Raw genomic sequence first — 13,932 nt, forward strand, 5'->3', positions numbered from 1 at the left:
TAACCTCTACCGGAGGCTCTCCAAGGACTATGAACGCAGCACCAAATCAGCCGAGACAATGATTCAGATTACCATGATACATATCATGCTTAAGAAATTATCTAAATGAAATCAAAACAGCCTCTTAGTGTACCACTTCTTTTTCGATTTCCTCGAGTGATGTTTCCTTTGTTTCGGGCATCATGCGCCAAACGAAAAGCAGCTGCAGCACCATCATAAAACAGAAAATAAGGAAGGTAATCCCTCCCCCCAGCGTTTCGGCTATATACGGAAAGATAAAGGCTATTACGGCAGCCAGTATCCAGTGCGTGAAGCTGCCCAGCGCCTGCCCGTATGCCCGCACCTGGTTCGGGAAAATCTCCGAGATAAAAACCCAGATAACAGCTCCCTGCGAGAAGGCAAAGAAAGCAATGTAAACAAAAAGGTAGATTGGCACTGTATACCCTTCAAAACTCTGATTAAAGAAAGCGAGGGAAACCAGGCCTAAGGTAACAATCAAACCAAAGGAGCCTATGAGCATGAGCGTCCGGCGCCCAAACCGATCGATAAAGTTGAGGGCCAGCAGCGTGAACAGGAAGTTCACCAGTCCTACCCCTGCCGAGGACAAAAGAGCAGACTCTGTGCCTAAACCAGTCATTTCAAAAATGCGTGGCGCATAGTATATGATGGCGTTGATGCCTGACAACTGGTTGAAAAAGGCCATGAGCACTGCCAGGGTAATCGGTTTGCTATAACGTTTTGAGAAGAAGGCATCGGCTGGTTTACCTGTATTCACCTCTGCCGAGGAAAGTATTTCCCGTACAGTTTGTTCTGCATCTGCTTCTGGATTGGCAGCCTGCAGCGTGGCTTTTGCCTCCTCTACTCTGCCTCTGCGCAGGATAAGCCAGCGTGGACTCTCCGGCACCACGAACATCCCTGCCAGAAACCCAATGGCCGGAAGCGCTTCCACGCCTAGCATCCAGCGCCAGTCATCCGGGCCGGCCCCGCCAATGAGGTAATTAGACAAGAACGCGATGAGAATACCAAACACAATATTGAATTGGAACAAAGCCACCAGCCTGCCACGGGATTTTGCAGGTGCTATTTCAGAGATATACATCGGAGCCGCTACCGAGGATGCGCCTACCCCTAAGCCGCCCAGAAAGCGGAAGAACAGGAAAGCGTACCACCCCGTTGCCAGTGCTGACCCCACAGCGGAAATAAAATAGAAAACTGCAATCCAGATAAGTGTTTTCTTACGGCCTAGTTTATCAGATGGAATACCTCCGAGCAGCGCTCCTATCACCGTTCCGAATAGCGCAATAGAAACGGTAAACCCGTGTTCAAAAACGTTCAGGCTCCAGTAGTCCTGTATGGCCCGCTCAGCCCCGGAGATAACAGCCGTATCGAAGCCAAACAGGAAACCACCCAGTGCTACGACAATCGACCACAAAAAAACTTTCTTATTCATTACAACATCTATAAAATGACATGATTTGCCTTGTGTGATATGCTTTGGCCTTGCTCTCAAGCAAACCCACTATATCAAAATACCCTTCAATATATTAAAATCGAAATAAAGAGCCTGCTTATATTTTAATTTTGATGATGAAAAAGAGAAGATAAGTATTCCTGTGGCACTCCTACAAAGCCGCACAGTCCAGACTATGTACAGAAAAACAGCAGATTAAGCTTTTAAAGCCTTCCTTTGTAGACTGAAAGGTTTAACTAACAGGCGCTGCCAACATTTTGTGGCTGGCGATTATTGTGGCAATGCCCTTGGCCTGTAACAAGTGTCGTAAGTCATTTGTGTTTACCATGTTACTGAAAGCCAATTACTTGTGTATCAGACGAAAATTCCAGCACTGATCTGGCGCAATTCTTGTCTGTTGTCGTGCAAAAGCATTGAATCCTTTTGGTGTGCACTCAGCTGAAAAACATATTTTTGCAACCAATTTGCTAAGAGAGGGTAAAGGAGTTTTTTTAATATTAGCACTGAAAACTGCTATAAGAGGTATCTGAGACAAAACATGAGGCGTTTGCTGAAAAAGTTAATCAAGCTAATAGTATACGGATTAATCTTACCGGTTACCCTGTTCCTGAAGGGGCAACTTCACCAGTTCTACCTGAGCCAGAAACCGAAGTTTACCCGCACTTACTGGTCAAGAAAATGGACCAGGGCGCGGGAGTTCGACTGGAAAGGAGCGCGGTTCTCAGATTTTGGGTTTGTTTTCAGGGCAGCTTATAAAGCAGGGCTTTTTCTACTCTTATTCGCCTGCATCTTTTACCTCACTGTTTTTGTCGGGGCTTATGGCCATGTACCTTCCAAACGGGAACTAAGGTCCAAGCAAAATAACACAGCTTCAGAAGTATACTCCGCCGACAGTGTTTTGCTGGGTCGCTATTACATACAGGACCGCACAAACGTAGAGTTTGAGGATATTTCACCAGCGGCAATTGATGCGCTTATTGCCACCGAGGATGTTCGTTTCTATGAGCATAGCGGAGTCGATATCAGGAGCTCCTTTCGGGTACTAATTAAGTCTTTGCTGCTGCAGGGCGAAAGTGGCGGCGGCAGTACCCTGAGTCAGCAGCTGGCTAAAAATATGTATCCCCGCAAGGATTACTTGCTCTGGGATATGCCGGTGAACAAGTTACGCGAAATCATCATCGCCCGTAAGCTGGAAGGCATCTACACGAAACAGGAACTGCTGGAGCTATACCTGAACACCGTGCCGATGGGTGGCAACCTTTTTGGTATTGAGCGGGCTGCGAGGCGCTTCTTTAATACCTCTGCCGATTCTCTTAAAACAGAGGAAGCAGCTGTACTCATTGGCATGCTGAAGGCCAACACTACGTATAGCCCCCGTCTGTACCCTGAGCGGTCGAAGCAACGGCGCAACGTGGTGCTGAACCAGATGGCCAAGTATAACTACCTAACGCCTGCCCAGGCAGACTCACTCAAGCAGCTACCACTTAAATTAAACTACCGTTACACCACCCATAATGATGGCCTGGCCCCCTACTTCCGGGAGCAGCTGCGCCAGGAGCTGGACAAGTGGGCTTCCTCGCAGCGAAAGCGCAACGGCGACCCTTATAACCTCTATACCGACGGCCTGAAAATTTATACCACCATTGACGCGGGAATGCAGAAGCATGCGGAACGTGCGGTGGCCCGCAGGATGGCACGGCTGCAGAAACAGTTTGATGCGCATTGGAAAGGCCGGGCTCCCTGGGGCAAAGATGCCACAGTGGTACAAAATGCTATGTTGCGCTCCGACCGATTCAAAAAGCTAAAGAGTGCCGGTTTATCAGAGGAAGAAATTAAAGAGAGGTTCCGGCAACCTGTGTCTATGACCGTGTACAGCTGGAACGGGAGCAAAAAGCAGGAAATGAGCCCTATGGATTCCCTTGCTTACTACGAACGCTTCCTGAACACCGGATTGTTTTCGATGGAACCACGCACAGGCTTCGTTAGGGCCTGGGTGGGCGGCATTAACCATGAAGTGTTCAAGTATGACCACGTGCGTGCGCACCGGCAGGTAGGTTCTACTTTTAAGCCTATCGTGTATGCCGCTGCGCTGGAAAAAGGAATAGCACCTTGTACTTATTTCCCTAACGAGCGCCAGACATACACTGAGTATGATGACTGGTCGCCACAGAATGCGACAGGGCAGTATGGCGGGGAGTACACGATGCGTGGTGCACTGGCCCATTCCGTCAACACCATCTCAGCTCAGCTTATTATGCAGACAGGCGTAGACCGAACGGTGGCACTGGCGCACCGGCTCGGTATACAGAGCGACTTACCGCAGGTGCCTTCCATTGCGCTTGGCACAGCTGATATATCGTTGTTTGAGATGGTGAGCGCCTATGCCTCGTTTGCAAACAATGGATACAAAGTTAATCCTGTATACATCACAAAAATTACCGACCGCAATGGCAAGGTGCTCCGGGAACACCGGGGCAATGAAGACACAAGACGGGTATTGTCTGAAAACAATGCAGCTACTATGTTGCACCTGATGCAGGGTGTGGTGGAGGAAGGCAGTGCCCGCCGGCTGCGCTCAGAATTCGGATTGAAAATGGACATTGCCGGCAAAACCGGCACATCGCAGAAACACGCTGATGGCTGGTTTATCGGTATCACACCGAAGCTGGTAACCGGTGTCTGGGTAGGCGCTGAAAGCCCAAAGGTGCGGTTTAGAACGCTGGCCCTGGGCCAGGGCTCCAGCACAGCGCTTCCGATCTGGGGTGACTTTATGAAGCAAATTGCGCTTGACCCTGCTTATCCGGGGTATATGAAAAGCCAGTTTGATCCGCTTCCTGAGAGGCTTCAAAAGCGCTTGTCCTGTGAGTCTTTCCGGGCAGAGCCACCTCCCCAGAACTTCTTCGACCGCGTTCTGGACAACGTAGCTGATAAGGCTGTGAAAACTTATGAAGAATGGAAAGAGCAATTGAAAAAGCGCCGGGAAGACAGAAGAGGGCGCAGGAGGAATAATTAAGCTTGTTGTGCGTATTTCTTAGAGGTGTTAGACGCACCTGTGCCCAACCTCCCTTTCTTTGCGTAAGTCTTACTATTGATGCTTTACAGTAAATATTAAGATAGAACGCATGAAAGTAGGATTTATAGGATTAGGAATAATGGGCAGTCGTATGGCAGCTAACCTGCAGAACGCCGGCCATGAGTTGGTGGTTTACAACCGCACACAGGAAAAGGCCGATGCACTGGTAGAGAAAGGCGCTACACGGGCCGAATCGCCGGAAGCGGTGGCTAACCAGTGCCGCCTGGTGATGACGATGCTTTCTACCCCGGAAGCCGTGGAAGAGGTAGCACTGGGCCCGGAAGGTTTTCTGCGCGCTTTGCCGGGTAATTCCCTTTGGGTAGACTGCAGCACTGTAAACCCCTCCTTTACAGAGAAGATGGCGAAACACGCCAGGAAAATGGGCCAGCGCTTTTTAGATGCACCTGTTTCGGGCTCACTTGTTCCCGCCGAAAAAGGCGAGTTGATTTTTTTGGTGGGCGGAGAAGCCTCAGACCTGGAGCAGGTTCAGGAATTGCTGGATGTCATGGGCAAATCAACAGTGCATGTAGGTGCAAACAGCCAGGGAGCGAGCATGAAAATGGTGATCAATATGCTGCTGGCACAGGCCATGGCTGCTTTCACGGAGTCGCTGCGTTTGGGAACTGCCCTGGGCATTTCCGAGGAAATGGTTTGCCAGACGCTCCTGAACACACCTGCCGCCGCCCCTTTCCTGAAACTGAAACAACAAAAACTCCTGAACCGGGAATTTTCACCTGAGTTTCCGCTGGAATGGATGCACAAGGATTTGCACCTGGCCAGCATTACGGCCTACGAACAAAATGTGGCCCTCCCCTCTCTGCAAACCACTAAAGAACTCTACGCCCTGGCCAAGCAACAAGGATTCGGAGAAGAGGACTTGTCTGCCGTTTACCGTGTTCTTCGCCCGGATGAAGGTAATAAGTAGACCTTAGACGCTATACATTAGACTTCGACTAGTAGGGTGCCAACTGCAAGGCATACAAGAAGATTTGATATTGTATTATTCGCAAAAAACGAGCACGAACGGATAGGTTCGTGCTCGTTTTTTGTCTAGTAGCTTGTGTCTACTCCCTACGGCACAATCACAATTTTACCCGTTGTGTGTAGTGTTTGTATCTGCTGCATTGCCTCCGCAGTCTCATCCAGGGAGTAGGTGTTGCTTACATGTACTTTCAGCTTACCTGACTCCGCCAGTTCCCGCAGGTGTTCCAGTTGCCTGGCGTTTGGCTCCACAAACACATAATGGAAGTTTATGCTCTTATCAATGTTTTCACCATGGTTAAGAATAGAGACAAGCGTGCCATTTTTCTTCAGCGCCGCCAGGCTTTGCTCCAGCGTTTCACCACTGGCACAATCAAAAATCAGATCTACCCCATCCGGGAAAATCTCTTTCACAGCATTACCTACGTGGTTGTCTTTGTAGTCTACTGTATGGTCGGCTCCCAGTTCTTTCATAAAACCGTGGTTCTTCTCACTGGCAACACCAATCACCGTAGCTCCTTTTACCTTAGCCAACTGAATTGCTAAGCTACCCACTCCGCCGGAGGCACCAAGTATGAGCACTGTCTGGTTCTCCTGTAAATTTCCTGCATCATAAAGAGACTGATAGGCGGTGAGCCCCACCAGCGGTATGCCGGCAGCTTCTTCAAAGGAAAGGTTCTCCGGTTTTCTGGCAAAGTATGTTTCCGGAATAACAATGTATTCGGCAAAGGTGCCATACTGCACTTTTGGCCGGCGGGCATAGGCGTATACTTCATCGCCTACATTGAACCTTCTGGCGCTAAAGCCTCTGTCTTCTACTACGCCCGCCACATCCCAACCGGGAATAACCGGGAACTCGTAAGGCAGAAAGTCCTTCAGATAACCTTCTCTTACTGCTGTATCAACCGGATTCACGCCAGCAGCCTTTATGCGCACCAGTACCTCTCCTTCCTTTAGTTCAGGTACATCAACGGTGGTTACTTTAATCGTTTCCTTTCCTCCAAATTCTTTATATGTTGCTGCTTTCATTTGTTTTCCCATAGTAACTGTTTCTTAATTTCTTAGAATGTTTAGTACAAATAGATTTACGCAGATTGGAGCAGAGGGGCTGCTAACGGGGCAAAAAGTCCATTTTTATTTGAGTACAATAAAAAAAGTCAGGCTACCAGTACAATTTCTTATACCGGTAGGATGACTTGTATGTTAATCTCAGAGAAGCGTAACCGCTTTAAAAAGCTGCGCTCAGGAAGACTTGATTATTGTGTAACCCCCAACTCCAGCAGCTCCTTCTCAATGCGCTGATTCCAGCTTGCCTGCGCTGCCTGATCGAGGCCGTGGCGGGTTTCGCCGTCGTACTGCTCCTGCAGGCGGTTCATTTCCCTGAACGACTCAATGTACTCATACTGAAGGATGCTGTTATAGTCTTCCATGGTCAGGCGGCCGGGGTTCAGCTTCTGCTTGAAGCGCTCTGCCACCAGCTTCACAATATCAAAATGCTTTTGTTCGTGGTTTAACCCGTAGGCGTTTTTGGCATTTGGTTTAACCCAGGAAAACTCTTTCAACACATATACTTTCATGACTAGGTTAAGGTGGATCACCCCGTCAATTACCTCACTTTGCCCCTCGTAAGCGAAACTCGGAAAAACGGAAGCTGCAAAACTGCTGGGTTTTGTAGATCTGCCCTGAAAGTCGTTCCAGGTAAGTTGCCTGTCGTTGGCATAAAAAACAGTATCATCTTCCACATTAAGAACATGATCCGTAAAGGTAACTTTCAATGCTTTGGCCAGTTTCTCGTTGCTGTTTGCTTCCCGGTCCATCCAGGTGTTCAGGTACTGCAAAGCATCTGCCAGCGAGCGCCGCAAGGTAGGTTCTACCACACCATGTTGTCTGGCTGGCCGGTCGTAGCGGGCTCCTCCTCTGTATTCTATCAAAGGCACATTTACCCCCTCGCGCTCATACTCAAACGACATGGCAACTGATATTTTACCATCCACTCGGCCTGGACTGGAGCCAGCAGTTTCCTGTAGCTGGTACTCTTTCAGCCGAATAACCACAGGGCGGAGTTTGGAATTTGCAGGGGCATTGTTCCGCATGAATTGCCGGATAGCGCTAAGTCCTCCTCCCTGTAAATCAACAGGAAGCGCCTTACCGGGTTGTTCGGCGGCACTAAGCGGTAGCGGAAACAGATAAGCAACTGCCTTGCGGTCCTTTCGCTCATCTATTACGTTGGCAATATAAAACTCTTTGGGTTTGAAGGGCAAAGGCTCCGCAACGAAAGCAATGGGTGCTATATCGTCCGTGGGTTTGCCTGCTGACCATAACAGAGCCACCAGTAAAACTGCGAATGTCCACAGCCCCCCCTTCTTCAGGAAGCGAATAGTAGCATTGAAGGTGTACCGACCACTTGAAAAATCATCTCTCATAGTATGGGCTATCAGTTTAAACAGGTGGCTTTTTCCATTATGCTGCGCAGTCGAGGCCATGAAACCTGGTGCAGAAACAATTTTGCCGCCTTTGATACGAACACCAACCTGTGTGTTTCAGTTCTCTAATCTGGTAAGCAGTAGTAGCTTCAACAACTTGATTGATTAACGTGGCAGTATAAGCTCAAGAGAGGTGGCGCTTTACCATACTAACTGAAGTGCTTCCCAACAGCTGCCCTCCCGTGATAACAGGTGCTACAAAATTCAAGTTATTTTTAAAAGGTAAAGCTCCTTAGGTTCAGGAGCTGCTTGCGGCGTTATTTTTTTCCAGTTTTTCAGGCGCTATGAAAAGAATAGCTTCCTGCTGAAATTTTGTACGTCCTGACGTAAATAGTACGGCCCTTCTTTAGAAAAAAAACGATTTGCAATCAAAAGATAACCAATCAATTATAGCTAAAATACGATATATTCTCTTCCCGTTTTTTTGATTTCGAAGTAGCTCCTAACGAGCAAAGCATTACTATCAGACCTATCAGTTTACCTGACTATCAGACTAAATATTATGCATATAACTATATTTTTCAAACCCTAACTTCATTTCCATAGTATAATTTTTTATTCCTTTATTTTTATTAAATCAGTTTGATTTTTTTGAGCAACTGTAATTTTTTTTGATCCATATATAAAAGCAATCCGGATAAAATAGCCATTAAACGAACCGCAAATGAATGATGAGGCACTAACGCCGGAGTTCTACCATGCACTTGTAACGCAAAGTGCTGCTCTTATTTCAGTGGTAGATAAAACAGGTTTATATAAGTATGTCAGCAAGTCGGCTTTACAACTTGTAGGATATCAGCCGGAGGAGCTATTAGGCAAAACAGCTTTAGAGTACATTCATAACGACGATTTGCATGTTATCAAAACAGCCTTTTTGCTGCTGAACACAAAGAAAGAGGTGGAGGCTCCACCCTTCAGGTACAGAACCAAGAACGGCAACTGGAAGTGGTTAGAGGCCATTTTTACAAACGGAATGGATGATGAGCATGTGAAAGGCTATGTGATTGATGCACGGGACATAACACTAAAAAAGGAAGCACAAGAAAACCTTGCGAGAGGCCACAGTTTTTATAATTCCTTCCTTCAGAATCACCCACATGCCGTCTTCACCTTAACCCCCGGAGGCATTTTTGAGCAGGTAAATTCAAATGTCTGCCGCATTCTTTCTTATAGCAAACAGGAGATTGTAGGTGAGCATTTCTCTAAATTTATTGCCCCTTCATTTTCTTTTGAGGCTATAAAGGCCTTGAACAAGGCCGGGAACTGCGAGTCCAGCTCTTTAGAGGGGAAAGTGGTGAACAAGCAAGGGAAGGTAAAGACGCTTAGTTTTACCATTATCCCCATCTGCTCAGACCAGCAGCAAACCGCCACTTTAGGCGTTGCGAAAGACATTACCGCTGAAAAAGCTGCACAGAAGGAGCTGGAGAAACTTTCCCTGATTGCCAGCAAAGCGGTCAGTTGTGTGCTGATTACGGACGCTGCAGGTAAAATTGAATGGGTAAACAGTGAATTTACAAGAGTAACAGGTTACAGCATGCTGGAGTCTCTGGGAAAGAAACCCGGAGAGTTGCTTCAGGGACCAGAGACAGCCCCTGAGGCCATCGAGGAAATGCACAGGCTGTTTCAGAACAATGAGCCTTTGTCTGTGGAGGTACTTAACTACCGTAAGAATGGGGAGAAATTCTGGTTTCATATGGACATTACCCCTATTTTTAATGACGAAAGCAAAGTGTCCCAGTACTTCGCCATTCAGTATGACATCACAGAACGCATAGAAGCGGAGGATAAAATGCGGCTGCTTTCAGAGGACCTGATCAGGCACAACCGGGAGTTACAGCAGTTTAATTATATTGTTTCCCACAATCTACGTGCACCAGTCGCAAACATTGTTGGCCTGGTATCACTATTAGAAAACCTGGATGAAAAAAATGAAAGTTTTCTGAAGGTACTAAACAAGCTAAGGCAAACTTCTCTCGGTCTTGACACCGTTATCAAGGACCTGGATGAGATTTTGTCACTCCGTGACCTTGACAAAATAGGTAACCAGGAAGAGGTATGTTTAAAATCTGTTTGTGATGAGGTAACCCAAAGCCTGCAGGACAGAATAGAAGCGCTGGGAGGCATTGTGCAGGTAACGATTCCGGAGGAGGTCTGCCTGAAAGCTAACAGGGCGTATGTTTACAGCATATTTCACAACCTGATCTCTAACTCACTAAAATACCGGGACAAAGATAGAGCACCCTTTATTTCTATCAACTACATGACGGAAGACGGGCAACACCTCATTAAAATTCAGGACAACGGTATAGGCATCGATCTGGAAAAATTTGGAGGACGCCTGTTCAGACTCTACGGTAAACTTGAAAAGAGGACGGAAGGGCGAGGCATCGGCTTATACATGGTGAAAGCACAGGTAGAGTCATTAGGCGGAACCATTGACGTAGAGAGCACCCCAGGCACAGGCACTACATTCTATATCCGTATTGCTACAGACAAAGGCTAACGTTCAACCTTGCTACTTCACACCAAAATTCCTTTGGCAGTAGAAAGACAAATTCACCTAACGGAATCATAGCCCCTCACCTGTTGTTTTCAAACAAACAATTGAAAATGAACATCGGCTACAAATTCGACCTGCAACAGACTGACAGGAATGAGAAAGGCATTTATGCCTGCTCCGTATGTGGAACAGCACTGTTTGCGCCTGAAAAGAAATTTAATTCGGGGTGTGGCTTCCCGAGCTTTTGGGCGCATATTGGGGAGAATGTCAGGCAAAACAAGCTGGACACGTATGGCAGGTCGAGAATACAACTCGATTGCAACCAATGCGGTCTGCACCTGGGCCATCTCTTCGAACATACCTTAACCCCCACCCAAGTCAGGTATTGTATCAATGCAGATGCTATCCAGCTGAAGGAAGTTGCGTGATGCCGCATCAGGCAAGACATTTACATCAAACTGTCAAAACTATACTTCGCATTACTCCAGAACTCATCCAGAGAGATAATGCGGGGCTTGAAAAAGGAGATCAGTTGCGGCCAGTCGTCGCGGTTGAACACGTTAACCGGGGCTATTTCCTTATAAATTCTGCTGATGGTTTTCCCGTTCTCGTCTGTAGTGTGTAGCTGCCACTCCCACTCTTCCCCCAGAGAATCATGCAATACAAACTTGAGTTCTGTAAACTGCTCAAAAAACAGCTGCTGTATTTCCGGGTCAGGAATTGTGATTTCGATGCCGATAGAAGCAAATTTCTTATCTGCCTGCATTCTGAAATAAACATGCTTCAGTCCTGTTTTATAGTTTAGCCAGTTCACTTTCACACCATCCGCAGACGGAAGTGGCGCGATGTATTGCCCCAATGTGGTCCAGAAAGCCTGCCGGAGCTGTGACGCTTCTTCTCTTTTATACATGCAGCTAAGTTAATGATTCTGCTGTTAAAGTTCCACAGCAGGTTTCGTGTGATATTGCACTTAGCAAAGTATACTAGCGCCACAGGATATAAACCCACTTTAACAGCTGCATTAGACCTTTCACGTTGGCAGCAGCAGCATCTTGTAACTTATCATTTTGCATTGCCGTTCCATATAAGAAATTAACCGCTTCCTATATATGATTTTTTTCAGAAGCAACAAGAAGGAAGCACTAAACAACTATAAAATGAAAAAACATGCTATAACCTGTTTCACGGCAGCTGTATTCTTTCTCTTCAACTCCTGCGCTACAAACCCTGTGACAGGCAGGCGGGAGGTGAGTCTCATGTCGGAACAGCAGGAAATTGCCATGGGGCAGCAAGCTGATCCGGCCATCATAGCGCAGTTTGGCTTGTATGAAGACCCAGCACTACAGCGCTTCATCTCGGAAAAAGGGCAGGCAATGGCAGCCGTCTCCCACCGCAGTAACTTAAACTATGAGTTTAAGGTGGTGGACTCACCTGTTATAAATGCTTTTGCTGTGCCTGGCGGCTACGTGTACTTTACCCGGGGTATTATGGCCCACTTTAACAATGAAGCCCAGTTTGCCGGGGTGTTGGGCCATGAGATTGGCCATATTGCGGCACGCCACTCAGCACAGCAGCAAAGCAAGTCTATTCTGGCGCAGGTGGGGCTTATTGCCGGTATGGTGCTGGCACCACAACTGGCGCAGTTAGGAGATGCTGCATCACAGGGCTTAGGTCTTTTGTTCCTTAAGTTTGGCCGTGACGATGAGCGCGAGTCAGACAGGCTGGGCGTTGAGTATTCTTCTAAAATAGGATACGACGCATCAGAGATGGCCGATTTTTTCCTGACGCTGCAACGCAAGCAGGAAGACGGAGACCAGGCCGTGCCGTCTTTCTTATCAACGCACCCCAACCCGGCCGACCGTTATGAAACAGTACATGAACTGGCAGCTGAATGGAAGCAGCAGCTGAACTTAACAAATGCGCAGGTAAACCGGAACAATTACCTGAAGCTGATTGATGGAATCATTTATGGGGAGGATCCGAAGCAGGGATTCGTAGAAAACAACACGTTCTATCATCCGGAGTTGAGATTCAGTTTTCCAATTCCAAGAGGTTGGGAGCATATGAATTCTCCGCAGCAGTTCCAGATGGTAGCACCAGATGGAAAAGCAATGATGATGCTGACATTGGCTCCGGGCGAAACACTAGAGGCTGCCGCGCAGCAGTTGCTCCAGAACTACGGATTGCAGCCTTCAGAGTCCAGAAGCGTAACCGTGAACGGTTTACCCGCACTTGCCATTGTGGCTGACCAGCAGGCACAACAAGGACAACAGCAACAGCAACAGCCACTTCGGGCGCTTATTTACCTCATTCAGTATGGTGGTAATATTTATAGTATGATTGGCGTAAGCAGCCCCGGTGACTTTAACAGCTATGCCCAAACTTTCACAGCCACCATGCAGAACTTCAGCGAACTTACCGAACCGGATAAACTGAACAGGCAGCCAACGCGCATCAAGATTCAAACAGCACAGCAGGCGGCAACGCTACAACAGTTATTCCAGCAATACCAGGTGCCGCAAGCCAGAATGGAAGAACTGGCTGTTCTCAACGGCCTGCAGTTAAGCGATCGTGTAGAGCGGGGAACCATGATTAAAGTATTAACCAGTTACTAACATAGCCTGTGCATCAAAAAAGGGGCTCCAGATTTTGGAGCCCCTTTTTTGATGCACAGGCAGCAGCTTAATAAGTTGTTCCGGCCGTTTCGTGGCCATACTTCCTGGATGCATACCACCCCATAAACGTACCCCAGATAACGACATTAAACAGCAACGGCATCAACAAACCTTTTACTGTAAAATTGTTGAACAGGGGCTCCCCGATAACCGGGTTCACGACAACCCAAAGCCATAACGAAGGGAGCAAGCCAAAGAGCATACCCTTAAGTATGGTAGGGTGCTTCACTAGTAAAGTAAAGAGAATGCCCCAAATGCCCCCGCTGATAATAAAGATGATGGCAGCAATGATATGATCCAGGGGCGGATTGGTATCAAACATCGCATGGTACATATTTACGAAGGCTGGCGCTCCCATTCCGGCGGCCTGCATGATGTACATCACAATGACGAGTATGATGGCACCCAGTGCACCGCCTATAAAACCTACTGATAGTCTGTTACTCATAGTCTTATGTTTTGATAATTGAACAATCAATTATATTAATATTTAATTTGTACTGAGTTGACAGATACCGGGTTGTATTATCAGTACTATTAACCATGCCCCCATTTATCTGTAAACCAAATCGGTTATAACTTAGGATTGTCTCTACACATAAGCTTGCAGTAAAGCAAAAAGGATGGAAAGTTCCAAAAAGAGAATAGTCAGAGGCACAGCAGAAAGTAACAATTAGCAGGATGCTGATAAATAAGGCGCAGGTAAAGCAGGCGATTTGAAAAGCACGAAATCAAAACAAATTGACATG

At 47.3% G+C, this 13,932-nt stretch carries 10 protein-coding genes; 5 read left to right on the forward strand and 5 right to left on the reverse strand.

All coding sequences use genetic code 11. The annotated features are described in order from the left end of the window. Positions 1-124 precede the first annotated feature (124 nt). Positions 125-1,450 carry a sugar porter family MFS transporter gene (locus DXT99_RS11390; protein WP_115565686.1) on the reverse strand — a complete coding sequence of 442 codons (1,326 nt, stop codon included), beginning with the start codon at positions 1,448-1,450 and terminating at the stop codon, positions 125-127. Positions 1,451-2,018: 568 nt separating this feature from the next. On the opposite strand from DXT99_RS11390, the gene DXT99_RS11395 reads away from it, so the two are divergent. Further along, positions 2,019-4,484, forward strand: coding sequence for a penicillin-binding protein 1A (locus tag DXT99_RS11395; protein ID WP_394851325.1), 2,466 nt, complete (start codon positions 2,019-2,021; stop codon positions 4,482-4,484). Between the two features lie 109 nt (positions 4,485-4,593). Continuing rightward, positions 4,594-5,469: an NAD(P)-dependent oxidoreductase gene (locus DXT99_RS11400; protein WP_115565688.1), complete on the forward strand. Its 876-nt coding sequence runs from the start codon at positions 4,594-4,596 to the stop codon at positions 5,467-5,469. 146 nt (positions 5,470-5,615) lie between these two features. On the opposite strand, the gene DXT99_RS11405 is transcribed toward DXT99_RS11400, so the two are convergent. Further along, positions 5,616-6,554, reverse strand: coding sequence for an NADP-dependent oxidoreductase (locus tag DXT99_RS11405; protein WP_246000658.1), 939 nt, complete (start codon positions 6,552-6,554; stop codon positions 5,616-5,618). Positions 6,555-6,781: 227 nt separating this feature from the next. After that, entirely contained in the window at positions 6,782-7,948 is a 1,167-nt protein-coding gene (locus DXT99_RS11410; protein ID WP_147294204.1) for a hypothetical protein, read from the reverse strand. A 724-nt stretch (positions 7,949-8,672) separates the two neighbouring features. Here DXT99_RS11410 and DXT99_RS11415 point away from each other — a divergent pair. Together DXT99_RS11415 and DXT99_RS11420 are read left to right on the forward strand one after the other, a co-directional pair. After that, positions 8,673-10,511, forward strand: coding sequence for a PAS domain-containing sensor histidine kinase (locus DXT99_RS11415; protein ID WP_115565691.1), 1,839 nt, complete (start codon positions 8,673-8,675; stop codon positions 10,509-10,511). Positions 10,512-10,618: 107 nt separating this feature from the next. Then, entirely contained in the window at positions 10,619-10,936 is a 318-nt protein-coding gene (locus DXT99_RS11420; protein ID WP_115565692.1) for a peptide-methionine (R)-S-oxide reductase, read from the forward strand. A gap of 20 nt (positions 10,937-10,956) precedes the next feature. Here DXT99_RS11420 and DXT99_RS11425 read toward each other — a convergent pair whose 3' ends face one another. Next, the gene (locus DXT99_RS11425; protein ID WP_115565693.1) at positions 10,957-11,418 is read right to left on the reverse strand and encodes a DUF4268 domain-containing protein; all 462 of its coding nucleotides are present in this window, start codon (positions 11,416-11,418) and stop codon (positions 10,957-10,959) included. A 247-nt stretch (positions 11,419-11,665) separates the two neighbouring features. Between DXT99_RS11425 and DXT99_RS11430 the strand changes: the two genes are divergently transcribed. Further along, positions 11,666-13,123, forward strand: coding sequence for a M48 family metalloprotease (locus DXT99_RS11430; RefSeq protein ID WP_115565833.1), 1,458 nt, complete (start codon positions 11,666-11,668; stop codon positions 13,121-13,123). A 67-nt stretch (positions 13,124-13,190) separates the two neighbouring features. On the opposite strand, the gene DXT99_RS11435 is transcribed toward DXT99_RS11430, so the two are convergent. Continuing rightward, complete coding sequence (locus tag DXT99_RS11435) at positions 13,191-13,631, reverse strand: hypothetical protein (RefSeq protein ID WP_115565694.1); 441 nt, start codon at positions 13,629-13,631, stop codon at positions 13,191-13,193. Positions 13,632-13,932 lie beyond the last annotated feature (301 nt).

The sequence above is a fragment of the Pontibacter diazotrophicus genome, from assembly GCF_003367245.1.
Taxonomy (GTDB): domain Bacteria; phylum Bacteroidota; class Bacteroidia; order Cytophagales; family Hymenobacteraceae; genus Pontibacter; species Pontibacter diazotrophicus.